Below are 25,175 nucleotides of genomic sequence, written 5' to 3'. Positions count from 1 at the left end.
CATGATCACCGCCCGGTCCACCAGATCAAGCCGGTTGGACCCCGGCCGGACAGCGGGCACCGGGCCCGCCTCAACGCCTCCATCAACACCCATACGCATCTGCATGCCGCCAGTCTTGCCCAGCCACCGCTGCGTATTACTGCGCCACACCCCAATCCGGGCCGAGGCCTCCTTCACCGACACCCCCTGCCGCAGAAGTGAAAAGAACTCATCCTTCAGCGCATCCGGCGCCGGATAACCACTCGGCATAGCAACCTCCAAAAACAGAATGTTGCAACGACCGTATGATTTTGCGCGCCCAACACTGCCGCGAAGTGCCGACTCGGGGACGGCTCAGCGCACCACGATGTCCAGCGACTGGAAGTCGTCGGCCGAGTGCCGGCCCACCAGCAGCCGGAAGGTTCCGGGCTCAAACTGCCAGCTGCCGTCGTAGTGGCCGAACGCCTTCGCCGGGATGCGGACTTCCACGTTTTCGGTGCCGCCGGGCGCGAGGTGCGTTCCGGCGTAGCCGGCCAGCCAGCGGACCGGCCGCTCCACCCCGGAGTCGGCACGGGAAAGGTAGACCTGGACGACGTCGCGGCCGGCGCGTTCGCCGGTGTTCCGCACCGGCACGTGCACCACAACGTCCTGGCCGGCGGGAACGGAAGCCGGAGCGTGCGGCGTGCCGAAGCCGAACGTGGTGTACCCGAGCCCGAAACCGAACGGCAGCGCCGGGGCCGCCCCGCCGTCGGCCTGCTGCTTGAGCCAGGCCCGGTAGCCGACGTGGATGCCTTCGGAGTAGACCACCTTGCCGTCGACAGGCGTGGTGTTCAGCACCGGAACGTCAGCCAGCGCCGCGGGCCAGGTCGTGGGCAGCCGGCCGCCCGGTTCCTCGGTGCCGAGCAGGATGTCGGCCACCGCGGTGCCGAATTCCTGCCCGCCGAACCAGCCCAGCAGGACCGCGTTGACCTTCTCCAGCCACGGCATGAGCACCGGCGAACCGGAGTTGACCACCACCACGGTGCGTGGATTCACCGCTGCCACCGCTTCCACCAGCTGGTTCTGGGCGCCGGGGAGGTCGAGGTCCGTCCGGTCAAAGCCCTCGGATTCGATCGCCGCGTTGGTGCCGACGACCACCACCGCGACGTCGGCGTTCCGTGCGGCGGCCACGGCCGCGTCGATCTCCGCCTGGGGATCGGCGACGACGGTTTCCTCGCCGAGCAGGATTGCCGTGAAGGGGATGGCCTGCTGCTTCGGCAACCGGTATTCTGCCTCGATCCGGACCCGCTGGCCGGCGGCGGCTTCCACAGCGTGGACGGTCTTGGGCGGGTCGAACAGGGCAGCGCCGAGGACGTCGGTGTCGTCCTCGAGTTCGCCGTTGAATACCTCGTCGCCGTTGAGGGCGAGCCGGATCTGGCCCACTGTCCCGACGCCGAGGTGGTGGACGCCGGCCGTTTCCGGGGTCCAGTCGGCCTGCATGCGGATGGCCGCGGTGCCGTCGGGGATGCCCACGCCGAACCAGATCAGGTGCGAGGCGAGGCGGTCTTCGCCCGAGATCTCGGTTCCGTCTTCCGAGATGAACGTGACGCGGAGCCCGGGGACGCCCGATGCCGGGTTGTGCAGTGCCGCGCGCTGGAACGGCTGGAGGCCTTCGGCCACTTTGGCGCCGCGGGCGTAGGTAACGTCGACGCCGTCGGGCAGGGCCTTCCGCAGCCCCGCCAGCGGCGAGACCGTGTACTTGGGCATGACGGTGGCGCTGCCGCCGCCCTGGGTGCGTGCTTCCTCGGCGTTGTGCCCGACCACGGCCACGCTGCCCAGCTTGGCGGCCTCCAGCGGGAGGAGTCCGCCCTCGTTGCGGACCAGCACGGCGCCGCGCACGGCCACTTCCCGGGCGACGGCGGCGCCGTTGAGCTGGGCGGGCAGGTCCCTCACGGCGGGCGTGAAGCCCTCAAGGGACCCGACGCGGGCTGCCAGCCGCAGGATGCGGGTGACCTTTTCGATGATGGCGTCCCTGCTGACCCTGCCGTCGCGGACGGCTTCGAGGAGCTGGGGTCCCCAATGCCCCACGGGGCCCGGCATTTCCAGGTCCTGGTGCGCGTTGGCGGCCTCCACGGACCGGACGCCGGTCCAGTCGGACACCACGACGCCGTCAAAGCCCCATTCCGTGGTGAGGGGCGTCTCCAGGAGCGTGTTCTCGCTGGCCGTGGTGCCGTTGATGGAGTTGTACGAGCTCATCACGAGCCAGGCCCGGGCTTCGGTGACGGCGTCCTCGAAGGCCGCGAGGTAGAGCTCGCGGAGCGGGCGCTCAGCCACGACCGAATCGGACGTGAAGCGCTCTGTTTCGGCCTCGTTGGCGACGTAGTGCTTGGGCGTGGCGCCCACCCCCATGGACTGCACCCCGGCGACATACCCGGCGGCGAGCGTCGCGGTGAGGCGGGGGTCCTCGCTCATGCATTCGAAGTGCCGTCCGCCCAGCGGCGAGCGGTGGAGGTTGATGGTGGGACCCAGGACGGCGTGGACGCCCTTTCGCCGTGCCTCCTGGCCGAGGACCTGGCCGTAGCGGCGGGCGGTCTCCACGCTCCAGGTCGCGGACAGGGCTGAGGACGACGGCAGCGAGACAGAGTCGTGGCGCTCATCGAAATCCTCGCCGCGGACGCCGGCGGGGCCGTCCGACATGACCACGCGGGCCAGCCCGATTTCGGGAATGGCGTGCGTGGACCACACGTCGGCGCCGGTCAGGAGCTGGACCTGCTGCTCCAGGCTCAGCCCGGCTGCGAGCTCCCGGATCCGGGCCTCCGCGTCCGGTGAATCAGGGGAGAGGGCCAGTACGGCGGGGGACAGGGCGGGATTCACTACTTGACTCCTTTGATGCGGGTGACGAGGATGGCGCCGACAATGCCGACGACGGCGCCGCCCAGGAACAGGGCGGGGTAGCCGCCGAGGGCGATCACGGGGAAGGCGACGGCGGGAACCAGGGACTGGGGGAGCGCCTGGGCAATGTTGAACACACCGAAGGTCTTGGCGTTTTCAGACTGAGTGCCCGGCAGGAGGTCGGCGATCAGGGCGACGTCGACGGCGCCGAAGCAGCCCAGGCCGAGTCCCGCGATGGCCTGGCCCACCAGGACCTGGTCCGTGGTGCCGGACGTGGCAATGACGATCAGGCCCACCATGATGATGAGGGCGGAGGCGATCACCATGCCCTTGCGCTTCCCGATCCTGTCGCTGAGCCAGCCGCCGGCCACACTGGTGAGGACCGTGCCGGCTGAGCTGATCAGCGTGGCCTGGAAGACCAGGGTGGTGACCTGGGACGGGGCGACGTGGAGCTGGTCGGTGAAGAAGTACGGCAGGTAGAGCAGGGCCGCGCAGTAGCCCACATAGACCATGAACTTGGTCAGCCACGCCCAGCCCAGACCCGGGTAGGTGCGGGGGTTGAAGTAGAACGAACCCAGGATCTCCTTGAGGTTCAGCGGAGCAGGCTTCTCGGTGAGGACCCGGTCCTTGAAGGTGAACGCGAAGCCGATGGCCAGGGCCGTGCCCACGAGGCCGGGGACGACGGCCATCTGCAGGGCGTTGTCGAACAGCTGCGCGAAAAACGCCGCCGCCACAAGCCCGACGGAGAGGGTCATGCCGATCAGGCCGGACAGGCGGCCGCGCTCCGAGGGGGCGGCCTGGTCCGGAAGGGTGGCCACCAGGGCAGCGAGTGCCGCGTTGAACCCCAGCTGCGCGAAGATCCACGCCACCAGGACCCCGGGAACATCGGTGGCCGATCCCAGGAAGAACAGGGCGGCGAGGCCGGTCAGTGCGCCGCCGACAATCCACGGCTTGCGCATCCCGAAGCGGGAGGTGGTGCGGTCGCTCAGCCGTCCGAAGAACGGATTGGCGAGAAGGGCGACGACGGCGCCGACCCCGGCGACGAGGCTCAGGGCGCCGGCGCGGGTGTCCGGGGTGGTGATTTCGGAAATCTTGATGGCCAGCACCACGATGGCCGGGGCCAGCACCGCCATCCACAATCCGGCGCTCGCGATCGGCATGCCGATCACGTAGGCGCGGGGCGCCTTTCGGGTTGAAGTTTCCGGGCTGCTGGGAGCCTGGCGTGCGGACTGGGCCGCTAGATCCTGCTTGATGGTCCTGACGGCCACATTGCCTCCTGACGAAAAGTGGCCCTCCGTTGGGCCCTGCGAAAAATCGTAGCGCCTAAAACCGAGTCTGACTAGGTTTTTGTTCAAAATCGTGAAATAGACTGAAGCAATGCCAATGTCGAAGCCCCGCGGACCGTACGCGAAAGGTGCTGAACGCCGCGAGCAGATCGTTCGGACTGCCACGGATGTGTTCGCCACGGAGGGCTTTGAGGGCACCGCCCTGAAGCGCGTTGCCGAACTCGTCGGCGTGAAGGAGGCAACCCTCTTTCATTACTTCACCGGCAAACAGGAACTCCTCACGGCGGTGCTGGCCGAGCGTGACCGGCGCAGCCGGGAGGCTGGAGGGGGCGGGGACGTCGGGCTGGCGGCACTCGCCGTCGTCGCCGAACGCAACCGGCAGGAACCGGGCCTCACCACGCTCTACGCCGTGGCCTCGGCGACCGCCAACGATCCCGGACACGATTCCCACGGCTACTTTCAGGACCGGTACGAGCAGTTGGTCCAGGAACTCAGCCAGGACATCGTGCGCCGCCAGGGTGCCGGGACTGTCCGGACGGACGTTCCGCCGGACACGCTGGCCAGGCTGGTCATTGCGGCCTTTGACGGCCTGCAACTGCAGTGGCTGTATGACAAGAACGTGGACATGGCCGACGGGCTCACCCAGCTGGTGGACGTGCTCCTGGCGCCTGCGCCGCACGCCTAACGCGTAACCCGGCGACCGGCGAAATGTTACGGCCGGCGTTTGCCCCGCGCCGGTCCGCGCCGCTATGGTCGGAGCCATGACTAACCGTTGGTATGCGTATTTTTCGTTGGCTCTGGAGGGGCCCGCGTCTAACTGACACGCATCCAACTTTCCTTCAGAGCCAACAGGGCAGAGATCATTCTCTGCCCTTCGCCATTTCTCCGGCGGGTTCTGATCAGGGCCCGCTCCGCATCCGGAACAGGACCCGAACATGAGCATCGAAGCAGCCACTGAAACCCAGCAGTCCACCTCGAACCTGCGCATCAGCGAGTTCACGCCGCTGCCCACCCCGCAGGACATGATCGCGGAACTGCCGCTGGACGCCCGGGTGGCGGACGTCGTCGGGCGCGGTCGGGACGAGGTGCGCGCCATCATGGACGGCGTCGATGACCGCCTGCTCGTCATTGTGGGCCCCTGCTCCATCCACGATCCGAAGGCCGGCCTGGAGTACGCCCGCCGGCTGGTCAGCCAGGCCGAGAAGCACCGTGAGGACCTCCTGATCGTGATGCGAGCCTACTTCGAGAAGCCCCGGACCACCGTGGGCTGGAAGGGCCTGATCAACGATCCCCGGCTCGACGGCAGCCACGACATCGCCGCCGGCCTGCAGGAGGCGCGGCGGTTCCTGCACCGGGTCACCTCGCTCGGCCTGCCGACTGCCACCGAGTTCCTGGAGCCCATCAGCCCCCAGTACGTCGCGGACCTGGTCTCGTGGGGAGCGATCGGCGCCCGCACCACGGAGAGCCAGATCCACCGCCAGCTGGCGTCCGGCCTGTCCATGCCGATCGGCTTCAAGAACGGGACCGACGGCGACCTCCAGGTGGCGCTGGACGCGTGCAGTGCCGCCGCGGCCGCCCAGGCGTTCCTCGGAATCGACGACAGCGGGCGGGCCGCCCTGGTGGCCACTGCCGGCAACCCGGACACCCACGTCATCCTGCGCGGCGGCCGCAAGGGTCCGAACTACTCGGCCGCTGACGTCGAGGCCACGTCCGCCAAGCTGGCCGCCAAGCAACTGAACCCCCGCCTGATCGTCGACGCCAGCCACGCCAACAGCGGCAAGAACCACCACCGCCAGGCCGAGGTGGCCTTGGAGATCGGCGCCCAGCTCGAGGACGGCGGCGCCTCCGCCGGTGCCATTGCCGGCGTCATGCTGGAGAGCTTCCTGGTGGGCGGGGCGCAGAACCTGGACGTTACGGCCGCCGGCGCAGACGGACAGGCCGCCCGGGACGGCCTGGTCTACGGCCAGAGCGTGACGGACGCCTGCATGGACTGGGACGTTACGGCATCGGTCCTGAACCAGCTCGCGGCCTCCTCGCGGACCCGCCGGACCCGCGGCTGACCTGCCGCCCGCGTGCCCGGACGGCCGGGATTTCGGGATTCCTGCGTAAAGTCTGTGGGGATTCCTGAGGAACTCTTTCACATTGGCACCATGAGCAACTAGAGTTGCTGGCACATGGTTGTTTGATGGCTCAGCATCGGCACACCGCCATGTCACTCAGGTGGGGCTGCCGTTCGTTTGAGCAAAGGAATAGGGAAATGTCTACGGAGGCCAACTTCTCCAAGGCCCGTTTTTTGACAGTGGCCGAGGTCGCGGAAGTCATGCGGGTGTCAAAGATGACTGTGTACCGCCTGGTGCACTCGGGGGAGATGCCGGCCGTCCGTTTCGGCCGCTCCTACAGGGTTCCCGAAAACGCCGTCGAGCAATACCTCAAGGGTGCCGTTGTCGAAGGTCATACAGAGACAGGCTGAGCCGCCGACGGCGCCGCGCGCGGGCTGACCGGGCGGCCACGGCCGCCCGAAGCGGCCCGCGGTCGTGGGGTGGCCCGCGGAGGCGGTACCCTGTTAAGGAACGTTTTACGTCATTGTAAGAACCTGTCAGTTGTTTCAGTCTGCTGCTTAGCCCGCGGACGCTTCCCAACGGGCAGGTACTGCATCTAGCCGGTAAGGAACTTTCGTGGGTTCAGTTATTAAGAAGCGTCGCAAGCGTATGGCCAAGAAGAAGCACCGCAAGCTGCTTCGCAAGACCCGCCACCAGCGCCGCAATAAGAAGTAGAGATACTTCGCACTGCATGAAATGCCCGTTGCCTGCCAGGCAGCGGGCATTTTCTTGTCCCCGGGCTGGTGCCCGCGGGCCCGTGGCCCCGGCCCGTTGCCCGCGGCCCTTAACGGGTGGGGCCGCGGAAGCGGGAGAACCCCCGCCACAGCCCGTAGATGGCCCCGCCGACCGTCGCAGCCTTGAAGCCCAGGGTCGCGGCGCGCCGGCCGGCCCGGAAATCGTAGACCGGCCAGTTGTGCTCGCGGGCGTAGCGGCGCAGCCTGGCATCGGGGTTGATGGCGACCGGGTGGCCGACCATGCTCAGCAGCGGGATGTCGTTGTGGGAATCGCTGTAGGCCCAGCAGCGGGCCAGGTCCAGTCCCTCGTCCTCGGCGATGCGGCGGACCGCCACGGCCTTGGCCGGGCCGTGGAGGATTTCGCCCACGAGCTGCCCGGTATAGGAGCCGTCCAGGATTTCGCCCACCGTGCCCAGCGCCCCGGTCAGGCCCAACCGGGTGGCGATGACGTTGGCCACCTCGACCGGCGTCGCCGTGACCAGCCAGACCTTGCGTCCGACCCGAAGATGCTGCTCGGCCAACGCCTTGGCGCCCGGCCAGATCCGCGACTCGATCATCTCGTCATAGACCTCTTCGCCCAGGGCCTCGATGTCCTTGGCTGTGATGCCTGCGGCAAGCTTGAGGGCGGAATCGCGGACGGCATGGACGTCGGCCATTTTTTCGCCGCGAAGTATGAACATGAGCTGTTTCCAGACGATGCCCGCCGCCTGCGGCAGGGTGAACGCGCCGCGCTGGTGCAGCTTCCGGGCCACGTGGAAGAGGCTGGCGCCCTTCATGAGGGTGTTGTCGACGTCGAAAAATGCGGCCTCGCCGTGCTGCATCGATGCAGCGGGCTCGCTGGCCACAGTGACGTATTTCTCCTCGGGCATGCCACGAGTCTAGTCAATGACCGGCCGCGGACCGCCCGGCGGGCACGCGACGCGGCGGCAGCAATGCCCGGCGGACCCCGCGTGCGGCCCCGCCGGGCGGCTGCGCGTCGACGCCGACGCGGCCGCCGGGCTACGGTGGAGGCATGGCCACACCCGCGTCCCTCCCCGAGGTCGTCCTCATCACCAAAACCAACTGTCACCTGTGCACCGAGGCCCGCGCCGTCGTCGGACGCGTCACCGCCGCCCTCGGAATCGGCTGGAGCGAGCAGTCCGTGGACGACGACGCCGGCTTGCGGGAACGCTTCGCCGAGGAGATCCCGGTGGTCCTCGTCGATGGCATCCAGCGTGATTTCTGGAAGATCGACGAGGCCCGCCTGACCCGGACCCTGCAGCGGATCCTCGGGCAGCAGTCCTGATGCCGGGCTGCTTTGTTGGGTAGTGCGCGGGGGCTCTACAGTGGGAAGCACAACGCGACGCAATGGAGCAGATAGTGACTTCGCTGGATTCATCTCCGGAGGCTGTTCCCGGGGGAGCCGGGACTGCCGCTAAACAAATTCCGCCGGCGGCCGTGGCCCGGCTGACCATCTATCTGCGCGCCCTGACCACGCTGCTGGCCGACGGGGTGGACCGGGTGTCATCGGAGTCGCTGGCTGAGGCCTCCGGGGTCAGTTCCTCCACGCTGCGCAAGGACCTGTCCTACGTCGGCTCGTACGGAACCCGGGGCGTGGGCTACGAGGTCCAATACCTGAACCGGCACATTGCAGCCGCCCTCGGCCTCACGCATGACTGGAAGGTCGCGATCGTGGGGGCCGGCAACCTGGGCAAGGCTCTGGCCCGGTACGGCGGATTCGAGTCGCGGGGCTTTGACATCGTGGCAATATTCGACGCCGACCAGATGGTGGTGGGCAGTGAAGTCGGCTGGCTGCGGGTCAGCGACGCCGCCGACCTCGAACCCGTATTGCAGCGGACCGGCGCCAATATGGTGGTCCTTGCCCTGCCTGCCGCCGTGGCGCAGGACGTCTGTGACCGGGTGATCGCCGCCGGCGTGCGAAGCATCCTCAGTTTCGCGCCGGTGATGCTGCAGGTCCCGCCGGGGGTCAACCTCCGCAAGGTCGATATGGCAACGGAACTGCAGATCCTTGCCTACCACGCACAAAGGGCGCAGGACCCGGAGGACGCCGACTAAGTCCGGCGGGGTCTTCCGGGTCCTGCGCCCGGTGGCCGTTCGATGCCGCGAATTTCGCTGTGGAGCTACTTCCCGAAGGGTGCTCCGGGCTGCCCGTAAGGGTTGGCGAAGGATTGCCGCTTCTGGAAGTAGGGGGCCGATGCCGGCAAGTACAGCAACACGATGGCCGCGATGCCGAGCAGCGCTGCGAGGGTGGCCAGGCTGAACGGGACGATGTTGAGGACCGACAGGGCGGCGAACACGGTGCCCAGAATGCGGGCCCAGTTCTTGCCCTTGCGGACGTTGAACGCGACCAGGGCGTAAAGTCCGGCGCTGATCACGGCGAACACCACGATGGTGCCGATCAGGAACCCCTTGAGCTGGTCAAAGTCGATCTGCGTGCCGCTCGTTGCCATCTGCTGCTCGAACAAGTCCCGGACGGCGGGGGTGTCCAGGGTTCCGAGGGACAGGAGCATGGAAATGACCCACACGGCGCCGGCGGCGACGATCAGCCAGAACGACGTGTTGACGAGCTGCGGGACCGGCCCGGCGGCCTGCGGCAGCTCGGACGGGTACTGGGCGTAGGGGGACTGCCCATACTGCGGGGCCTGCTGACCGTACTGGCCGTACTGCGGGGCCTGCTGACCGTACTGGCCGTACTGCGGGGCCTGCTGCCCGTAGACCGGGGGTGTCTGCTGGCCGTAGGCCGGGGGAGTCTGCTGGCCGTAGGCCGGGGGAGTCTGCTGGCCGTATTGCGGGGCCTGCTGGCCGTAGGCCGGGGGTGTCTGCTGGCCGTAGGCCGGGGGAGTCTGCTGGCCGTATTGCGGGGCCTGCTGGCCGTAGGCCGGGGGTGTCTGCTGGCCGTAGGCCGGGGGAGTCTGCTGGCCGTATTGCGGGGCCTGCTGGCCGTAGGCCGGGGGAGTCTGCTGGCCGTACTGCGGGGTGTTCCGGCCGTCGCCCGGGGCGGGCTCTCCGCCCGGCTCAGAGCCGGTCGGAGGCTGGACTGGAGGGTTGCTCATGAAGCGGTCCTTTGCGTGTCTGAATCGGCCGCCGGGACCAGCGATCCTGCCCTGCCCCCAGCATGGTTTAGCTCCACCGTACCGCGGGCCGGCCGCCGTGCGGATCATTCTGAAGAGGTATTCTCAGCCGGTCGCTGTCGGCGGCCCGGACTGCCACGTCGCGGTGCGAATTCGGCAGGCTCCCGTCAGGTTCCGGGCCTAGATCCGGCCCCGCTGCGCGGCAAACCAGGCCTGTGCGTTGGGTAGCCACATGAGCACTGTGGCCGCAAGGCTGATGAGGAATCCGGGCATGCTGCCGCCGCCCCTGCCCGCGGCGGCGCTGGAATTGATGACGGCCAGCAGAAGGGAGATGCCGGCAATGATGGTGAGGGCCAGGCGGGACCACTCCCGGCCTTCCTTCATCTTCATGGCCAGGACGATCTGGGCGGCGGCCAGCGCGAGCGCCACGAGGACCAGGATCAGCACCAGAAGTCCCAGCGGCGGTGCGAAAGCGATGAGGACGAAGGACCCGAACAAGCCGATGACTCCGCCCAGGAGACCAAGGAGTCCCCCGATCAGCCAGATCCAGTAGGAAACCTTCAGCTCTGTGGGCATCGGGGGGACCTTGAACATGCCCGAAAAACCGCCCGCGGGCAGCACCTCGCTGAAGCTGCGGGGGCGGTCGGCGGGCATCGAGAAGCGGCTTCCGCCCGGCGGGGGCGCCTGGTAGCCCGGCGGGGGCGCCTGGTAGCCCGGCGGCGGCGCCGGATAGCCCGGCGGGGGTGCCTGAGGGCCGGGCGAGGGTGCCTGGTAGCCCGCAGGTTGGGCCCCGTCAGGCGGCGGGGGCTGGGAGCCCGGCTGCTGCGGCGGTACATCGCTGGGGTTGCTCATGGGTCTCACTGTAGACCGCGGTTTCCCCGGAATCTAGGGACTTCCGGGCCCGCCAGGGCCGGCCCCAGGGCCGGCCGCGGCGCCAATCGCGGCCGCTGCCGCGTGCGCGGAAGCGGCGGAAACAACAGCGCCCTGCCTCATCCCGTGGATGAGGCAGGGCGCTGGAGACGCCGGCCGGCGTCGTGCGGTCGGCGCCGCCGCTACTGACCAGGCGCGAACGGTTCCGGCTAGGCGGCGGGAGCGATGAAGGCCAGTTCCAGGTTGATGGCAACCTTGTCGCTGACCAGCACGCCGCCGGCTTCGAGGACCGCGTTCCAGGTCAGGCCGAAGTCCTTGCGGCTGATGGTGGTTTCGGCGGTGAGGCCGGCGCGGGTGTTGCCGAAGGGATCGACGGCCACACCGTTGAACTCGGTCTCGAGGGCCACCGGGCGGGTGATGCCCTTGATGGTGAGGTCGCCCTGGAGTTCGTAGGCGTCACCCTTGGGGACGATGGTGCTGGAGACAAAGGAGATCTCCGGGAACTTCTCGACGTCGAAGAAGTCCTCGCCGCGGACGTGGCCGTCGCGGTTGGCGTCGCCGGAGTCGAAGCTCGCGGTCTTGATCGAGGCGTTCACCTTGGAATCGGCGACGTTCTCGGCGAGGTCCAGGGTGGCGGCGGCGTCGGTGAACTGGCCGCGGACCTTGCTGATGCCGGCGTGGCGGACGGTGAAGCCGATCTCGCTGTGGGACGGGTCGAGGGTCCAGGTGCCGGTGGTGACGTTTGCGGGAAGTGCCATGGTGATGCTCCTTATGTCGGGTGGGTCAAACGGTGGTTCGTCTGATCGTTAGTTGAAGCCTCATTGGTTGAATCCTCAACTAACTGCTTCACCCAGTATAAACATGCATTTGCATCTTTTATTCCAACGGCGTGGAACTTTTTTCTGAACTTGTCAGTTCTACCGTGCGTAGAAGATTTCAGATCGACCGGCATCTTTGAGAAACTGGTAGACATGCCCCAAGCCACTGTTCATTTGCTCCGCCACGGCGAGGTCCACAACCCCGACCACGTCCTGTACGGCAGGCTGCCGGAGTTCCACCTCTCGGAACTCGGCCGGGAGATGGCGCGCACGCTGGCAGAACACTTCAGCGAACGCTCCGCGCAGGGGGCCCGGATCGTCCACCTGGCGGCGTCCCCGCTGACCCGCGCGCAGGAGACGGCGCAGCCGATCGCCGACGCCCTGGACCTGGAGATCGCCACCGAGGCGCGCATCATCGAGGCCGCCAACTACTTTGAGGGCCTCCACGTCACCAAGGCGGAACTGCTGCGGCCCAAGCACTGGACGCGGCTCTACAACCCGTTCCGGCCGTCCTGGGGTGAGCCCTACAAGGAGCAGGCGGCCCGGGTCATCGCGGCCGTCCACGACGCCCGCCTCCGCGCCATTGAACTGGGCGGCGACGGCGCCGAAGCCATCCTGGTCAGCCACCAGCTGCCCATCTGGGCTACGCGGCTCAGTGCCGAAGGCCGGCCGCTGTGGCATGACCCGCGCAAGCGCGAATGCACGCTGACGTCCGTGACGTCCCTGGTGTTCGACGACGCCGGGGCACTTGTGCGCGTCGAATACAGCGAGCCCGCCGCCGCGCTGCTGCCCGGTGCCGCCAGCACCCCGGGAGCCTGAGCATGGCACGCAGTACACAGGGAACACCGCTGTCCCGCCGCAACGTCCTGACGGCCGGCGGCGCCGCCCTCGCCGCCCTGTTCGGGCTGTCCGGCTGCGCCCAGGACGATGCCCTGGCAAAACAGGCCAAGGCCGGGGACAACAAAAACTACGTGGCCGGCGACGGCTCCGTGACCGAGTTCGCCGTCGCGGATCGCAAGAGCCCCGTGGAGCTGCAGGGGACGCTGTTCGACGGCACCGCCGTGACGTCGGCCGCTTTCCCGGGCAAAGTCACCGTACTGAACTTCTGGTTTGCCGCGTGCGCCCCCTGCCGGGTCGAGGCGCCCTCCCTCGAGGCCCTCCACCAGGAATTCAAGAGCCAGGGCGTGCAGTTCTTCGGCGTCAACCTGCGCGATGAGAAGGCCACGGCCGACGCCTTCGACAAGACCTTCAACCTGACATACCCGAGCTTCAACGACAAAGACGGCGCGGTCCTGCTGGCCGTGTCCGGCCTTGTCCCGCCCGGCGCCGTGCCCACCACCCTCGTGCTGGACAAGCAGGGCCGCGTGGCGTCCCGGGTCCTCGGCGAAATCCAAAAAGGCACCCTGAAGTCCCTCATCGCCGCCGCCGTGGCCGAATAGCGCAGGCCCCACCGTGAACAGCCCCTTCGCCGAGGCCATCCTCAACGGATCCCTCCTGCTGGCCATTCCCGTTGCGCTCCTGGCCGGACTCGTCTCCTTCCTCTCCCCGTGCGTCCTTCCGCTCGTCCCCGGCTACCTGGGCTACGTCACCGGACTGACCGGCGTCGACCTCCAAAAGCAGCGGCGCGGCCGCATGATGGCCGGGATCGGCCTCTTCGTCCTCGGCTTCTCGGTGATCTTTGTGCTGCTCGGCGGGGCCTTCGGGCAGCTGGGCAGCCTGATCACGGGCGCGCAGAACCGGTGGATCACCCAGCTGCTGGGCGTGCTCGTGATCATCATGGGCGTCGTGTTCATGGGCGGCTTCGGCTGGCTCCAGCGCGACGCCAAGATCCATGCCAAACCCCCGGCCGGGCTGTGGGGCGCGCCCCTGCTGGGCATCACTTTCGGGCTGGGCTGGGCGCCGTGCATCGGTCCCACCTATTCCGCCGTCCAGCTCCTGAGCCTCTCCGGCGGTTCCTCGGCGGCCAAGGGGGCGTTCCTGGCGTTCGTCTACAGTCTCGGACTGGGCATCCCGTTCCTGCTGATTGCCCTGGCCGTGCGCCGCGGCATCGGCGTGATGTCCTTCTTCCGCAAGCACCGGCTCGCCATCCAGCGCACCGGCGGCGGCATCCTGATCCTGCTTGGCGTCCTGATGGCCAGCGGCGTGTGGGGCGCCTGGGTGTCCGAGTTGCAGTACTGGTTCCAAACCGATGTGAAATTGCCGATCTGATGAGCGAGCGCGTGAACGTTAAGAAGAAGTCCCCGAAGTCCGAGGCCGTCCTGCCCACGCTCGGTCCGCTGGGCATGCTCCGCTGGGCGTGGACGCAGCTGACCAGCATGCGCACGGCCCTGTTCCTGCTTCTGCTGCTGGCCGTCGCCGCGGTCCCGGGTTCGCTGTTCCCGCAGCGGCCCGCCAACCCGGCGATCGTGACGCAGTACATCAAGGACCACCCGGACTACGGCAAGATCCTGGACTCGGTCCAGCTCTACGACGTGTACTCCTCGGCCTGGTTCTCCGCGATCTACCTGCTCCTGTTCATCTCGCTGATCGGCTGTGTCATCCCGCGCGCCATCGCGCACTACAAGGCCATGCGCTCCCAGCCGCCGCGCACCCCGGCACGCCTGTCCCGGCTGCCTGAATACGGCACCCTTGTGATTCCGGCCGACGCCGGGATCCCGGCGTCGGACGCCATCACCGGCGCCGCGGAGCTGCTGAAGAAGCGCGGCTACCGCGTGGACGTCCGGGACCGCGACGGCGACCGGCCGTCCCTGGGGGCCGAGCGCGGGTTCATGAAGGAAGTCGGCAACCTCGTCTTCCATACCGCGCTGATCGGGGTGCTGGTCTCGGTGGCGATCGGCGGCCTGTTCGGCTACAGCGGACAGCGGATCCTGGTGGAGGGCGACACGTTCGTCAACACCCTGGTCGGCTACGACCAGTTCACGCCCGGCACCAACTTCCAAAGCAGCCAGCTCCAGCCGTATTCCGTGCAGCTGGACAAGTTCGACATCACCTTCGACCGGGAATCGAAGGGCAAGTTCGGGCAGCCCATCGACTTCACGGCCGAAGTGACCACGAAAGAGACCCCGGACGCGCCGGCCAAGAAAGAGCTGCTCAAGGTCAACGACCCCCTGACGCTCGGCGGGACCAGCGTGTACCTCACGGGCAACGGCTACGCCCCCGTGGTCACCATCCGGGACGGCGCCGGGAACATCGCCATGCAGGGGCCCGTGGTCGCCAAGCTCCAGGGCGAGAACTACTACTCCTCCGTGGTCATCAAGGTCCCGGACGCCAAGCCGGACCAGCTCGCCTTCGCCGGGTTCTTCCTGCCGACGGCCTTCATCACCGATCAGGGCGTGTCCTTCAGCGGTGACCCGGAGCTCATCAATCCGCAGCTGACCCTGAACTCCTACTACGGCGACCTCGGCCTGGACAAGGGCGCCCCGCAGAACGTCTTCGAACTCGACGTGCAGAAGCTGACCCCGCTCAATGCCCGGAACCTCGCCGCCAAGGGCATTGTCCTGACCCCCGGCACCACCCAGACCCTGCCCGACGGCAAAGGCTCCATCACGTTCGACGGCGTGAAGCGCTACGTCGGCGTGGACATCCACCACAACCCGGGCCAGCTCTACGCCCTGATCTTCGCGCTCCTGGCCGTCGCCGGGCTGGTCACCTCGCTCTACGTGAACCGCCGCCGCGTCTGGGTCCGCACCGGCACCCACGAGGACGGCCGCACCATGGTCGAATACGGCCTCCTGGCCCGCGGTGAAGACCACCGCCTGGCCGGGGAAGCCGCGGCCATCCGCAAACTCCTCGCCGCTGAATGGCTGCCCGGTGGGGACCCCGCCACCGGTTCCCAGCCCGCTCCCAGCAGGACAGCGGATAATGGCCGGGCGGACGCAGCCGCGAACAGTGCTGGCGGTTCCAAGGCCGCCCCTGAACAACCCGCAGAAGACTTCATCCAGTCAACAGCCGGCTCGTCCGAGTCGAAGAAGGACCAGTAATGCTGTTCTCGATCAACGAAACCATGGGCCAGTACAGCGAGCTCTTCATGCTGCTGGCTGCCGGCACGTACACCGTGGCCTTCATCGCCTTCGCCTGGGACCTGGCCAAGAGCAGCAAGGTGCTGCGCGCGGTGGACCTCAAGGCCGCGGAACTCTCCGGACAGGCCAACGCGGCTGCGCGCGTGCCCGTCGGCGTCGGTGCCGGGTCCGCCGGACGGGGCGCTGACCGGTCCGATGCAGACGTCAGCGGCCCGGCAGGACGCGCGGAGCGTCCGACGTCGGCCGCGGCCGGCGGCGCCGGGGCCGCCCAGACCGCCGACGGGAGCATGCGGTACGGCGGGGAGCGCCGTGCCCCGGCCCGGGTGGCTGTTGCGCTCACCGTCCTGGGCGCGGCCATCCACGCCGCCGGTGTGATCACCCGTGCGCTGGGTGCCGGCCGGGTGCCGTGGGGCAACATGTACGAATTCCTCACGACCGGCGCGTTTGTGGCCGTGGCCGTCTTCCTGCTGGTGCTCATCCGCCGCGACCTGCGCTTCCTGGGCACGTTCGTGATCGGCCTGGCCATCATCATGCTCGTTGCCGCATCAGTCGCGTTCTGGACGCCCGTGGGCCACCTCGTGCCCGCCCTGCAGAGCTACTGGCTGATCATCCACGTCTCCATCGCGGTGCTGTCTTCGGCGCTGTTCACCCTGACGTTCGCCATGTCCGCGCTGCAGCTTGTGCAGTCGCACCGGCAGAAGACCATCGCCGCCGGCGGCGCGGACAAGCTCGGGTTCATGCGCCTGGTGCCGAATGCCCTGAGCTTGGAGAACCTGTCCTACCGGATCAACGCGATCGCCTTCGTGGGATGGACGTTCACGCTCATGTTCGGCGCCATCTGGGCGGAGAAGGCCTGGGGCCGGTTCTGGGGCTGGGACACGAAGGAAGTCTGGACGTTTGTGATCTGGGTGGTCTACGCCGGCTACCTGCACGCGCGCGCCACCCGCGGCTGGACCGGAACCCGGGCCGCGTGGCTGTCGATCGTCGGCTACCTGTGCGTGGTCTTCAATTTCACGATCGTCAACCAGTTCTTCAACGGCCTGCACTCCTACTCCGGGCTGTAAACCGGACCGCAATCCACGATTTGCCACGTATGGTCGCCAAGTTACCCCGCTTGGCGGCCATTTGTGTCACAGGGGACTGCGGTCCTACCGGGATCGGGCCGGCCGGCAGGGCCGAGATTATGGACGTGGCGGGATCCAACCGCGCTCCAGCAGCGCCGCCCGGACCCGGGTAACCGCGCGGGGCTCCCGGCCCGGCACGGCGGCCTCGAGGTCCCGCTGGGTGAAGACCAGCACACGCCAGCCGGCGTCACGGGCGTCCTCGTCCCGGAGGATGTCGCTGCGGCGCTGGGCAGGCGAGGCGTGATGGCCGCCGTCGTACTGGATGGCGATCTTTTGCTCCTCATAGGACATGTCCGGATCCTGGATCCAGCCGCCCGTCGCATCCAGCATCGGGATGTTGATTCCCGGCTCGGGCAAACCATGATGGACCAGCAGGAGCCGCAGCTCGCTTTCCTTGGGTGAGTCGGTTCCCGCCCGGATCAGGGCCCGCGCATGCATCGCCCGGCGGCAGCCCGGCATGCCGCGCCGGCGGCCCAGATAGGCGTCCAGGGCCGCCAAGGTGGCCAGCGGATTCCGCCGCCGGAGCAGGAAATCCCCGGCGATCACGAGCTCGTCGGGCGTAAGAATGGTGGCCAGATCAAACCACGTCCGTAAAGGGGACGTACAGACCGTCTGCCGCCCGACGGTGATCTCGTCCGGGTCGAGCGCCTGGCTGTGGCCGACCACGTCCTTCCGCCGGACGGCCCGCTTGCCCGTCGGGCTCGTCAGATGGACGGCGGTAAGGCATTCCAGCCTGAGGGGCAGGGGAAAGCCCCAGAGGACCGCCGCCGACAGATGGCTCACCACCGCCCCGGTGACGGCGGCCAGGGCGCAGACACGGTCCAGCAGCGTGGGATCGGCGGCGGGCGTGGGTCCGGGGCCAGAGACGGCCACGCGGACGCCGTGGCACGGGCTTACGAGGTCACCGGCACGGAGCCGGCGGCGGCTCAGCCCCGCGGAGCGTGCCTCGGCCGCGGTGAACGGCCGGCCGGCGAGTGCCGCGGGAAGCGGCGTGGGCGGGCGCATAGTTGAAGTCTGCCCCCGCGCGGGAGGGCCGTCGCGGTTATCCACAGCCGCGAAGACGTGTGGGGGAGCAGTGGCCGGGGCTGCGGGGCCGTCCTGGTCCTCGGCGATTGGTCACAAAAGGCCGCCTGGTCCTTGCCCGTTGGACACATATGGCCGCTATGAGGGCCGTATTCCGGCCATCTTTGACACATGGGCGCGCGGCCGCCGGGGGAGGGTGGAGCGCGGACGCGTGGAGGATCGGGGCGGAACGGGCGCGCGGGGGAAGGTTCCGTAGGGGGCGGGCGTCGGGCGCGCGGAGGCCTGGCCGCTTCCCGCGGGCTTCGTGGGTTCCCGGGGCTACTTGACGGCGCCCTACTTGACTTCGTCAGTCCCTTGCGTTCCGGCGTCGCCGGGTTCGTGGGCATCGCCGGCGCTTTCCGGGCCGGCGGCGTCCGCGCTGCCGGCGTCGAGTTTGCGCTCCTTGGCCTCGAAATCGGCCTTGAGCTTCCTTAGCCTGTCTTCCTCAGCCTGGTTGCGGCGGCGGATTTCGAGGTTGCGCAGGAAATCGGGGTCGTCGTCGGGCGCTATCGGGTGGCTGTAAACGACGGGGGCCGCGTCCGTGGCACGGGGGCGCCCGATGAGGAACCACAGAATGGCGCCGACCACCGGAAGGAGGATCTGTACGAAAACCCAGGCCGTCTTGGAGATCCCCCTGGTCAGCCGCGCGTCAGTCCGGATGAGGTCGACCAGTCCATAGACGAATACGACCAGTATGACGATCGGAACCACTACACGGAGCATAACTTCAGTCTAGCCGTCAGGCGGCCCGACGGCGCCGGTCGCCGGGGCACTGCAGGGGACCGGTCCGGGCCGGACGCAGCGTCACCGCGGGCAGGACAGCGGCCGACGCCGGGCCGTCGCCGCGGCGGCTAAACTTGGGGTGTGGCTTTTCTCAAATACTCCCTTATCCGGCTGGCGCTTTTTGCGCCCCTCTTCGCGCTTTTCCTGTACCTGCAACTCGGCGTACTCTTGGCCGCCCTGTGCGCCGGGATGATGGCTTTCGCCATCAGTTTCCTGTTCTTCCAGAAGCAGCGCGACGCCGCCACGGCGAACCTGCACGCGCGGTTCTCGGGCAAGGCCAAGCCCCTCCGCGGCGCCGCTGAAGTGGCCGACGCCGAGGCCGAAGACCGCCTCGTGGACGAGAACCCCGACATCGCCGTCCACACGGACAGCCGACCCAAAGACGCCTAGCAAGCCGGGCCCGCCCGGGAGCCGCAGTCCTAGAAGCCGTGGCTCAGGACCAGCCCGAGTGAGAACAGGGCAGCGAAGCCGAGATTGATCAGTCCGGTCTGCTTCAGGACCGGGATGAGGCTCTTGCGCCGCCGCCCGGCGATCATCAGCCAGGACGGCATCAGGCTGGCAGGGATCAGCAGCAGCACGATCAGCATCCACGGCCGGGCCGGGGCCAGGACGATTACCAGCAGGATCGCGACGGCGAGCATCAGCACGTAGCTTTCGCGGGCGTGTTTGTCCCCGAGCCGCACGGCCAGGGTTTTCTTCCCGGCCTTCCGGTCCGTCGGGATGTCACGGACGTTGTTGGCCATCAGCAGGGCGCACGCGATCAGGCCCGTGCCGATCGCCCCGATGATCGCGGCCAGGCTGAGCTGGCCGGCCTGGGTGTAGGTGGTGCCGAGCGTCGCCACGAGCCCGAAGAACACGAACACGAACACATCGCCCAGGCCCAGGTAGCCGTAGGGGTTCTTGCCGCCGGTGTAGCCCCAGGCGGCGAGGACGCAGCCGATGCCGACCAGGATGAGCCACCAGGCCTGCGTGATGATCACCAGGAACAGGCCGAACAGCATCGCGAGCCCGAATGCCGCGAACGCTGCCCGCTTGACGTGCTCCGGCTTGGCCGCGCCCGAGCCCACGAGCCGGAGCGGACCCACCCGGTCCTCGTCGGTGCCGCGGATGCCGTCGGAGTAGTCGTTGGCGTAGTTGACGCCGACCTGCAGCAACAGGGCGACCAGTGCGGCCAGCACGGCGTTCAGGAGGATGAACGAATCCATCTCGTAGGCGGCTGCACTGCCGATAAGCACCGGTGCGATCGCGGCGGGGAGGGTGCGCAGTCGGGCGCCTTGGATCCATTGTGCGGCTGTGGCCACGGTCAGTACCTCGTTGGTTCGTTGAATACGCGTTGATTGGTTGGATGCCCGGCCGGCAGCCGGAAGAGCCTTGTCTATTTTCCCTGATGCAGCGCATCCAGCAGGACCGTCATGCCCACACGGTCCGGTTTTCCGTTGGGCAGCATGAGCAGATCCGCTGCAGGGAGGACCGTTTTGGGGGCCAGCGCACCCAGCGCCGCTCCCCAGGTCCCGGCCCGGCGGTCGGCGAACGCCGCCAGCCCTTCCGGGGACGTGTCGGCCACGGCGACATAGGCGGCCAGGGCGTGGCCCCATTCGGCCGAAGGCACCCCGGCCACAAAAGCGGCGCGGACGCCGTCGAGCTTTTCCAGCTCCGCCTGGACGTGCGCGGCCGAAACCTTGAGCCCGCCGGTGATGACGACGTCGTCCGCCCTGCCGTGCACGGTGAGCCGGCCGTCGGCGTCCAGTTCGCCGAGGTCATTGGTCCGGTACCAGCGGACCCCGTCCTCCTCGAGGAAGGCCTCGGCGGAAAGCCCCGGAGCGTCCAGGTACCCTGCGGCGATGGTGGCCCCGCCCAGCAGGATCCTGCCGTCGTCCGCGACCCGGACCAGGACGTCCTCGAGCGGGTAGCCGTCGTACACGCAGCCGCCGCAGGTCTCGGACGAGCCGTAGGTGGTCACCACCCTGACCCCGGCATCCCGGGCCGCGGCGAGCAGCTCAGGGGACGCGGGACCGCCGCCGAGCAGGACCGCGTTGAAGCGCCGCAGGACGGCCAGCGTTTCGGCCGACGGGCCCTCCAGCAGCCGCTGCAGCTGGGTGGGCACCAGTGACGTGAAACGGATCTTGTCCGTCAGTTCCTCCGCCGCGGCTGTGAAGGCCTCCGGGGTGAAACCGCCGCTCAGATCCATGACCCACGGCCGGGTGCCGGCAAAGAGGGAGCGGACCAGCACCTGCAGGCCGGCCACATACTGCACGGGGAGTGCCAGCAGCCACTGCCCCTCACCCTTCAGCGCAAACGCGGTGGCCATGGACGACGCCGCCAGGGCATCGACGGTGAGGACGGTCGCCTTCGGTGTGCCGGTGGACCCGGACGTGCGCACCACGACGGCGGCGTCCTCGATGCCGGACGTGTCGGGGAACGCCAGCACCGGGGTGCCGTCCGGCCCGGCGGAGAGTTCGACGGCGGGACCCTCGCCGTGGAGGGCGGCAGCCAGCGCCTTGAGGGCCGGCTCGATGTTCATGGCTCCGGAAATCACAGCGCGCCTCAGAAGTAGTACGGGAACTTGGACCAGTCGGCGTCGCGCTTCTCGAGGAAGGCGTCCTTGCCCTCCACGGCCTCGTCGGTCATGTAGGCCAGGCGGGTCGCCTCACCGGCGAACACCTGCTGGCCGGCCAGTCCGTCGTCGGCGAGGTTGAACGCAAACTTCAGCATGCGGATGGCCTGCGGCGACTGCCGGGCGATGTCCGCGGCGTACTCCAGGGCGACGTCCTCGAGGCGTTCGTGCTCCACGGCCTCGTTCACCGCGCCCATCCGGACCATGTCCTCTGCGGAATATTCGCGGGCCAGGAAGAAGACCTCCCGGGCGGCCTTCTGACCGATCTGGCGGGCCAGGAGCGCGGAGCCGTAACCGGCGTCGAAGCTTCCCACGGTGGCATCGGTCTGCTTGAACTTTCCGTGCTGGCGGGACGCGATGGTGAGGTCCGAGACCACGTGCAGGGAGTGCCCGCCGCCGGCGGCCCAGCCGTTGACCACAGCGATGACCACTTTGGGCATGGTGCGCATGAGCCGCTGGACTTCCAGGATGTGCAGCCGGCCCGCGCGGGCCGGGTCAATGGTTTCAACGGTGTCCCCATCCGCGTACCGGTACCCGTCGCGCCCGCGGATCCGCTGGTCCCCGCCGGAGCAGAACGAGTGGCCGCCGTCCTTGGGCGAGGGACCGTTGCCCGTGAGCAGCACGGTGGCCACGTCCGGGGTCATCCGGGCGTGGTCCATGGCGCGGTAGAGCTCATCCACCGTGCCGGGCCGGAACGCGTTGCGTACCTCCGGACGGTTGAACGCGATCCGCACCGTGGGCAGGTCCCGGACCACGGAGCCGTCCGCGGAGCGTTCCACCTGCCGGTGGTAGGTCATGTCCTGGAAGTCGTCGAAACCTGACACGGTGCGCCACCGCTGGGGGTCAAAGACGTCGGATACCTTGGCGGGGATTTCGTTGCTCACAGTCCGAGTCTAGTAATCGGCTCAGCTGATGCAGAACTCGTTGCCTTCCGGGTCCGCCATGGTGTGCCATTCGTGCGGGCCCTGACTGGCCGTCCAGAGGAACGTGGCACCGCGCGCTTCCAGGGCGGCCCGGGCCTCATCCTTGTCCCGGCCGTCCAGCCGAACATCCCAGTGGACCCGGTTCTTGACGGTCTTTCGCTCCGGGGCCGTCTGGAACAGGATGCGGCGGGCGGGCGCTTTGGCGTCGAGTTCGTCGGGCGGGCGGATGGCCGCGCCGTCCCGCCAGACGAGCTTGCCCCGGTGCAGTTGCGTCTGTGCCTCCGTGGCGAAGCCTTTGCCGATCATGGAGCGGATGAAGTCCTCGTCCTGCGGCTCGACAGCCCAGTCCAGAGTCTCGGCCCACCAGTCGGCGAGCTCGTGCGGGTTGATGCAGTCCACGGCAATCTGGATGTTCAGTGTCATGGGAAGAACCTACGACGCCGGCGCCCGCGACGGTAGGGGGTGCCTAGCCCTGGACTTGCTGCAGCTGGTCCAGGACGTCCGGCGGAATGGCATAGATGAAGACGACCGCCAGAAGATTCTTCGACGCATGGACAAAGTAGGAGAACATCACGTTCCTTCCGGTCCAGACGTAGACGAAGACCAGGACGGCACCCATGGCGAGGTAGGGCATAAGCACCTGCAGGGTCATTTGTTCCTGGCCCACGATGTGCAGGGCCGCGAACAGCACCACTGACAGTGCACAGCAGAACCAGAGGTTGATCCGGCGGCTGAGCTTGCCGATCAGCAGGTGCCGGAAGATGTACTCCTCCACGAACGGGCCCACGATCACCAGCAGCGGCACCATCAGCCAGGCCGGGACCTGCTGCATCAGCGCCTGCAGGCCGGCCTGGTTGGCGGAGGTCTGCACCGGTCCGCTGGCGGCCACGAGAACCGCGGTCAGGATGAGCATCGCGACGACTGCGAGCGGGACCATGAGGGCGGTGAACCAGGGCCGCGTGGCCAGCACCCGGAGGTCGCGGGAGGCGACGCGCCGCGCGGCGGCCAGGGCCAGGACGCCGACGGTCGCATAGAAAATCAGGTTCACCGCGTAGGACGCGACGGCGGGATTGGGTGAGAGGCGCAGCAGCAGCGGTGCCAGCAGTTCGCCCGCCACGGCGAAGAATCCGGCCACCGCCACGTACAGTCCGGCGGTGATGAAGTCGAGCCTCGAGAACCGGTAAAGCTCCGGCTGCGGCGCGGGTGGTGTGCGGAGAGCTGTGCCCATGCACCCAGCCTAGCGCCGGTCCGGATGTTGCCCGCGTCACGGTCCACGCCGGAAAGCTAGTAGTATGGATGTGCCGCGCGAAGCTTCGACCCTTTGTGAGATTCGGTACACATTGTTGCCCCTTTTGGGGTTCACACCGAATTGCGTGTGACTGAATCCACGGTCCAGCCCCGGCCGATCCCCGACCTACAAGGAACTGTTGTGCCACCAAGTACTTCCACCGAACTCAAGAGCGCGCCGGCGCAACCCGCCGTCGCAGACTCGACTCTCAGCGCCGAGGGCTACAAGAAAACCCTGAGCGGCCGCCACGTCACGATGATCTCCATGGGCGGCGCAATCGGCGTCGGCCTGTTCATGGGGGCCGGCGGACGCCTGGCTTCCACCGGACCGGCGCTGATCTTCTCCTACGCCATCGCCGGCGTGATCGCCTACCTGCTGATGCGGGCCCTGGGCGAGCTCATCATGTACCGCCAGACGTCGGGCTCGTTCGTCAGCTATGCCGGCGAAATGTTCGGCAAGAAGGGCGCCTACCTGTCCGGCTGGATGTACTTCATCAACTGGGCCATGACCGGCATCGCCGAGCTGATCGCCATTGGCCTGTACTTCCAGTTCTTCTTCCCGAACGTTCCCGTGGAACTCTCCGCCATCGCAGCGCTGGTGCTGCTGGTGGCCGTGAACCTGTTCAGCGTCAAGGCGTTCGGCGAGTTCGAATTCTGGGCATCCTGCCTCAAGGTCGCGGCAATCGTGATCTTCCTGGCCGTGGGCACCTTCATGGTGGTCACCAACGCCAAGGTGGGCACCGGCCACGCCTCCGTGGGCAACCTCTTCTATGACGAGGGCGGCATGTTCCCCAAGGGGGCGCTGGTGATGATCCTGGTCCTCAACGCCGTGATCTTCGCCTACAACGCCATCGAAATCGTCGGCATCACGGCCGGCGAAATGGAGAACCCGGAACGCGAAGTCCCCAAGGCGATCCGCGCCGTCGTCGTTCGCATCGTGGTGTTCTACGTCGGCTCGGTGTCCCTGCTGGCCATGCTGCTGCCCTCGGACCAGTACAAGGCCGGCACCTCGCCGTTCGTCACCGTGTTCGGGCAGATGGGCCTCGGCTGGATGGGCGACGTCATGAACATGATCGTCATCACCGCCGCGCTGTCCTCCTGCAACTCGGGCCTGTACTCGATCGGCCGGATCTTCCGCACCATGGCCAACAACGGCCACGCCCCGCAGTGGCTCACCAAAATGTCCACCCGCCACGTGCCGTACGCCGCCATCCTGGCGATCGGCGCCGTCTACCTTGTGGGCATCCTGCTGAATATTTGGCTGGGCGGTTCGCACGCGTTCGACCTCGCGCTGAACTCGGCTTCGATCGGCGTGATCTTCACGTGGGGCTCCATCTTCGCCAGCCAGATCGCGCTGCGGAAGAAGAAGGGCAAGGTCTCCAGCCTGCCCATGCCGGGCGCCCCGTGGACCAGCTGGGCGGGTCTCATCGCGCTGCTCGCCATCACCGTGCTGATCGGCTTCGACACCATGACGGACAAGGCCACCGGCGACGTCTTCCTGCTGGGGCTGTGGACCCTGGCGACCATTCCGTTCTTCGCCCTGGTGCTGTGGCTGGGCTGGCAGAAGGTCAAGCACAACGAGCCCAAGAGCGAGCTCTTCAGCTAAGCCGCGCAGCGGACTGTGCAGTGACGGAC

Annotated in this window: 26 protein-coding genes and 1 pseudogene; 13 read left to right on the top strand and 14 right to left on the bottom strand. The window is 67.9% G+C overall.

Annotated elements, in window-relative coordinates; genetic code table 11:
- From CFN17_RS01780 to CFN17_RS01770, 3 genes and pseudogenes are all read right to left on the bottom strand, one after another.
- Window positions 1-249, bottom strand: a pseudogene (locus tag CFN17_RS01780) (IS30 family transposase); the annotation flags it as partial.
- A gap of 84 nt (window positions 250-333) precedes the next feature.
- Window positions 334-2,832 (bottom strand): beta-glucosidase, encoded by a 2,499-nt coding sequence (locus CFN17_RS01775; RefSeq protein WP_208749698.1) that lies wholly within the window; start codon window positions 2,830-2,832, stop codon window positions 334-336.
- Window positions 2,832-4,118 carry an MFS transporter gene (locus tag CFN17_RS01770; protein ID WP_208749697.1) on the bottom strand — a complete coding sequence of 429 codons (1,287 nt, stop codon included), beginning with the start codon at window positions 4,116-4,118 and terminating at the stop codon, window positions 2,832-2,834. The genes CFN17_RS01775 and CFN17_RS01770 overlap by 1 nt, the downstream gene beginning before the upstream one ends.
- Before the next feature lie 109 nt (window positions 4,119-4,227).
- Between CFN17_RS01770 and CFN17_RS01765 the strand changes: the two genes are divergently transcribed.
- The 4 genes from CFN17_RS01765 (at window position 4,228) to CFN17_RS01750 (ending at window position 6,910) form a co-directional block, all read left to right on the top strand.
- The gene (locus CFN17_RS01765) at window positions 4,228-4,821 is read left to right on the top strand and encodes a TetR/AcrR family transcriptional regulator (RefSeq protein WP_208749696.1); all 594 of its coding nucleotides are present in this window, start codon (window positions 4,228-4,230) and stop codon (window positions 4,819-4,821) included.
- A gap of 250 nt (window positions 4,822-5,071) precedes the next feature.
- Window positions 5,072-6,196, top strand: coding sequence for a 3-deoxy-7-phosphoheptulonate synthase (locus tag CFN17_RS01760; protein WP_208749695.1), 1,125 nt, complete (start codon window positions 5,072-5,074; stop codon window positions 6,194-6,196).
- 197 nt (window positions 6,197-6,393) lie between these two features.
- On the top strand, window positions 6,394-6,606 hold the full coding sequence (locus CFN17_RS01755; protein ID WP_208749694.1) for a helix-turn-helix domain-containing protein: 213 nt from the start codon (window positions 6,394-6,396) through the stop codon (window positions 6,604-6,606).
- A gap of 205 nt (window positions 6,607-6,811) precedes the next feature.
- A complete protein-coding gene (locus tag CFN17_RS01750; RefSeq protein WP_003792170.1) occupies window positions 6,812-6,910 on the top strand; it encodes a 30S ribosomal protein bS22 in 99 nt (32 codons plus the stop codon).
- Between the two features lie 109 nt (window positions 6,911-7,019).
- Here CFN17_RS01750 and CFN17_RS01745 read toward each other — a convergent pair whose 3' ends face one another.
- A complete protein-coding gene (locus tag CFN17_RS01745) occupies window positions 7,020-7,838 on the bottom strand; it encodes an HAD family phosphatase (RefSeq protein ID WP_208749693.1) in 819 nt (272 codons plus the stop codon).
- Between the two features lie 143 nt (window positions 7,839-7,981).
- On the opposite strand from CFN17_RS01745, the gene CFN17_RS01740 reads away from it, so the two are divergent.
- Both CFN17_RS01740 and CFN17_RS01735 read left to right on the top strand, forming a co-directional pair.
- Entirely contained in the window at window positions 7,982-8,254 is a 273-nt protein-coding gene (locus tag CFN17_RS01740) for a glutaredoxin family protein (RefSeq protein WP_208749692.1), read from the top strand.
- 74 nt (window positions 8,255-8,328) lie between these two features.
- The gene (locus CFN17_RS01735) at window positions 8,329-9,024 is read left to right on the top strand and encodes a redox-sensing transcriptional repressor Rex (protein ID WP_208749691.1); all 696 of its coding nucleotides are present in this window, start codon (window positions 8,329-8,331) and stop codon (window positions 9,022-9,024) included.
- A gap of 65 nt (window positions 9,025-9,089) precedes the next feature.
- On the opposite strand, the gene CFN17_RS01730 is transcribed toward CFN17_RS01735, so the two are convergent.
- From CFN17_RS01730 to CFN17_RS01720, 3 genes are all read right to left on the bottom strand, one after another.
- Window positions 9,090-10,022 carry a Yip1 family protein gene (locus CFN17_RS01730; protein ID WP_208749690.1) on the bottom strand — a complete coding sequence of 311 codons (933 nt, stop codon included), beginning with the start codon at window positions 10,020-10,022 and terminating at the stop codon, window positions 9,090-9,092.
- 198 nt (window positions 10,023-10,220) lie between these two features.
- Window positions 10,221-10,892, bottom strand: coding sequence for a hypothetical protein (locus CFN17_RS01725; RefSeq protein ID WP_261792307.1), 672 nt, complete (start codon window positions 10,890-10,892; stop codon window positions 10,221-10,223).
- 227 nt (window positions 10,893-11,119) lie between these two features.
- The gene (locus CFN17_RS01720; protein ID WP_208749689.1) at window positions 11,120-11,668 is read right to left on the bottom strand and encodes a YceI family protein; all 549 of its coding nucleotides are present in this window, start codon (window positions 11,666-11,668) and stop codon (window positions 11,120-11,122) included.
- A 213-nt stretch (window positions 11,669-11,881) separates the two neighbouring features.
- On the opposite strand from CFN17_RS01720, the gene CFN17_RS01715 reads away from it, so the two are divergent.
- From CFN17_RS01715 to ccsB, 5 genes are read left to right on the top strand one after another with little or no spacing between them, the layout of a single operon-like run.
- Window positions 11,882-12,547, top strand: a complete 666-nt coding sequence (locus CFN17_RS01715) for a histidine phosphatase family protein (RefSeq protein ID WP_208749688.1) — start codon at window positions 11,882-11,884, stop codon at window positions 12,545-12,547.
- Between the two features lie 2 nt (window positions 12,548-12,549).
- Complete coding sequence (locus CFN17_RS01710; protein WP_208749687.1) at window positions 12,550-13,167, top strand: TlpA disulfide reductase family protein; 618 nt, start codon at window positions 12,550-12,552, stop codon at window positions 13,165-13,167.
- Between the two features lie 13 nt (window positions 13,168-13,180).
- Window positions 13,181-13,936, top strand: coding sequence for a cytochrome c biogenesis CcdA family protein (locus CFN17_RS01705; protein WP_208749686.1), 756 nt, complete (start codon window positions 13,181-13,183; stop codon window positions 13,934-13,936).
- A complete protein-coding gene (locus CFN17_RS01700) occupies window positions 13,936-15,708 on the top strand; it encodes a cytochrome c biogenesis protein ResB (protein ID WP_208749685.1) in 1,773 nt (590 codons plus the stop codon). The genes CFN17_RS01705 and CFN17_RS01700 overlap by 1 nt, the downstream gene beginning before the upstream one ends.
- Window positions 15,708-16,811: a c-type cytochrome biogenesis protein CcsB gene (gene ccsB / locus CFN17_RS01695; RefSeq protein WP_208749684.1), complete on the top strand. Its 1,104-nt coding sequence runs from the start codon at window positions 15,708-15,710 to the stop codon at window positions 16,809-16,811. Before CFN17_RS01700 ends, ccsB begins: the two co-directional genes overlap by 1 nt.
- A gap of 117 nt (window positions 16,812-16,928) precedes the next feature.
- On the opposite strand, the gene CFN17_RS01690 is transcribed toward ccsB, so the two are convergent.
- Together CFN17_RS01690 and CFN17_RS01685 are read right to left on the bottom strand one after the other, a co-directional pair.
- Window positions 16,929-17,876, bottom strand: a complete 948-nt coding sequence (locus CFN17_RS01690) for a hypothetical protein (RefSeq protein ID WP_208749683.1) — start codon at window positions 17,874-17,876, stop codon at window positions 16,929-16,931.
- Between the two features lie 351 nt (window positions 17,877-18,227).
- Window positions 18,228-18,656, bottom strand: coding sequence for a PLD nuclease N-terminal domain-containing protein (locus tag CFN17_RS01685; protein ID WP_208749682.1), 429 nt, complete (start codon window positions 18,654-18,656; stop codon window positions 18,228-18,230).
- A gap of 141 nt (window positions 18,657-18,797) precedes the next feature.
- Between CFN17_RS01685 and CFN17_RS01680 the strand changes: the two genes are divergently transcribed.
- On the top strand, window positions 18,798-19,106 hold the full coding sequence (locus CFN17_RS01680) for a DUF4229 domain-containing protein (protein ID WP_208749681.1): 309 nt from the start codon (window positions 18,798-18,800) through the stop codon (window positions 19,104-19,106).
- 29 nt (window positions 19,107-19,135) lie between these two features.
- Here CFN17_RS01680 and CFN17_RS01675 read toward each other — a convergent pair whose 3' ends face one another.
- The 5 genes from CFN17_RS01675 to CFN17_RS01655 all read right to left on the bottom strand — a co-directional run bounded on the left by CFN17_RS01675 (window position 19,136) and on the right by CFN17_RS01655 (window position 23,481).
- Window positions 19,136-20,017, bottom strand: coding sequence for a 1,4-dihydroxy-2-naphthoate polyprenyltransferase (locus CFN17_RS01675; RefSeq protein WP_208749680.1), 882 nt, complete (start codon window positions 20,015-20,017; stop codon window positions 19,136-19,138).
- Between the two features lie 74 nt (window positions 20,018-20,091).
- Complete coding sequence (locus tag CFN17_RS01670; RefSeq protein ID WP_208749679.1) at window positions 20,092-21,237, bottom strand: AMP-binding protein; 1,146 nt, start codon at window positions 21,235-21,237, stop codon at window positions 20,092-20,094.
- A gap of 23 nt (window positions 21,238-21,260) precedes the next feature.
- Window positions 21,261-22,214: a 1,4-dihydroxy-2-naphthoyl-CoA synthase gene (locus tag CFN17_RS01665; protein ID WP_208749678.1), complete on the bottom strand. Its 954-nt coding sequence runs from the start codon at window positions 22,212-22,214 to the stop codon at window positions 21,261-21,263.
- A 21-nt stretch (window positions 22,215-22,235) separates the two neighbouring features.
- Entirely contained in the window at window positions 22,236-22,676 is a 441-nt protein-coding gene (locus tag CFN17_RS01660; RefSeq protein ID WP_208749677.1) for a VOC family protein, read from the bottom strand.
- 43 nt (window positions 22,677-22,719) lie between these two features.
- Window positions 22,720-23,481, bottom strand: a complete 762-nt coding sequence (locus tag CFN17_RS01655; protein WP_208749676.1) for a CPBP family intramembrane glutamic endopeptidase — start codon at window positions 23,479-23,481, stop codon at window positions 22,720-22,722.
- Between the two features lie 201 nt (window positions 23,482-23,682).
- Here CFN17_RS01655 and CFN17_RS01650 point away from each other — a divergent pair, with 201 nt between their 5' ends.
- A complete protein-coding gene (locus tag CFN17_RS01650) occupies window positions 23,683-25,146 on the top strand; it encodes an amino acid permease (protein ID WP_208749675.1) in 1,464 nt (487 codons plus the stop codon).
- Window positions 25,147-25,175 lie beyond the last annotated feature (29 nt).

The organism is Arthrobacter sp. PM3, from assembly GCF_003352915.1.
Classification (GTDB): Bacteria; Actinomycetota; Actinomycetes; order Actinomycetales; family Micrococcaceae; genus Arthrobacter.
The sequence above is the reverse complement of the archived record's forward strand: the minus strand, read 5'-3'. Positions and strand labels throughout refer to the sequence as shown.

Coding starts and splice junctions, on each gene's coding strand:
- CFN17_RS01755 (WP_208749694.1), top strand. CDS start 6,394: ATGTCTACGGAGGCCAACTTCTCCAAGGCCCGTTTTTTGACAGTGGCC.
- CFN17_RS01765 (WP_208749696.1), top strand. CDS start 4,228: ATGCCAATGTCGAAGCCCCGCGGACCGTACGCGAAAGGTGCTGAACGC.
- CFN17_RS01690 (WP_208749683.1), bottom strand. CDS start 17,876: ATGCGCCCGCCCACGCCGCTTCCCGCGGCACTCGCCGGCCGGCCGTTC.
- CFN17_RS01740 (WP_208749692.1), top strand. CDS start 7,982: ATGGCCACACCCGCGTCCCTCCCCGAGGTCGTCCTCATCACCAAAACC.
- ccsB (WP_208749684.1), top strand. CDS start 15,708: ATGCTGTTCTCGATCAACGAAACCATGGGCCAGTACAGCGAGCTCTTC.
- CFN17_RS01715 (WP_208749688.1), top strand. CDS start 11,882: ATGCCCCAAGCCACTGTTCATTTGCTCCGCCACGGCGAGGTCCACAAC.
- CFN17_RS01745 (WP_208749693.1), bottom strand. CDS start 7,838: ATGCCCGAGGAGAAATACGTCACTGTGGCCAGCGAGCCCGCTGCATCG.
- CFN17_RS01670 (WP_208749679.1), bottom strand. CDS start 21,237: ATGAACATCGAGCCGGCCCTCAAGGCGCTGGCTGCCGCCCTCCACGGC.
- CFN17_RS01700 (WP_208749685.1), top strand. CDS start 13,936: ATGAGCGAGCGCGTGAACGTTAAGAAGAAGTCCCCGAAGTCCGAGGCC.
- CFN17_RS01720 (WP_208749689.1), bottom strand. CDS start 11,668: ATGGCACTTCCCGCAAACGTCACCACCGGCACCTGGACCCTCGACCCG.
- CFN17_RS01725 (WP_261792307.1), bottom strand. CDS start 10,892: ATGAGCAACCCCAGCGATGTACCGCCGCAGCAGCCGGGCTCCCAGCCC.
- CFN17_RS01760 (WP_208749695.1), top strand. CDS start 5,072: ATGAGCATCGAAGCAGCCACTGAAACCCAGCAGTCCACCTCGAACCTG.
- CFN17_RS01730 (WP_208749690.1), bottom strand. CDS start 10,022: ATGAGCAACCCTCCAGTCCAGCCTCCGACCGGCTCTGAGCCGGGCGGA.
- CFN17_RS01685 (WP_208749682.1), bottom strand. CDS start 18,656: ATGCTCCGTGTAGTGGTTCCGATCGTCATACTGGTCGTATTCGTCTAT.
- CFN17_RS01710 (WP_208749687.1), top strand. CDS start 12,550: ATGGCACGCAGTACACAGGGAACACCGCTGTCCCGCCGCAACGTCCTG.
- CFN17_RS01655 (WP_208749676.1), bottom strand. CDS start 23,481: ATGGGCACAGCTCTCCGCACACCACCCGCGCCGCAGCCGGAGCTTTAC.
- CFN17_RS01660 (WP_208749677.1), bottom strand. CDS start 22,676: ATGACACTGAACATCCAGATTGCCGTGGACTGCATCAACCCGCACGAG.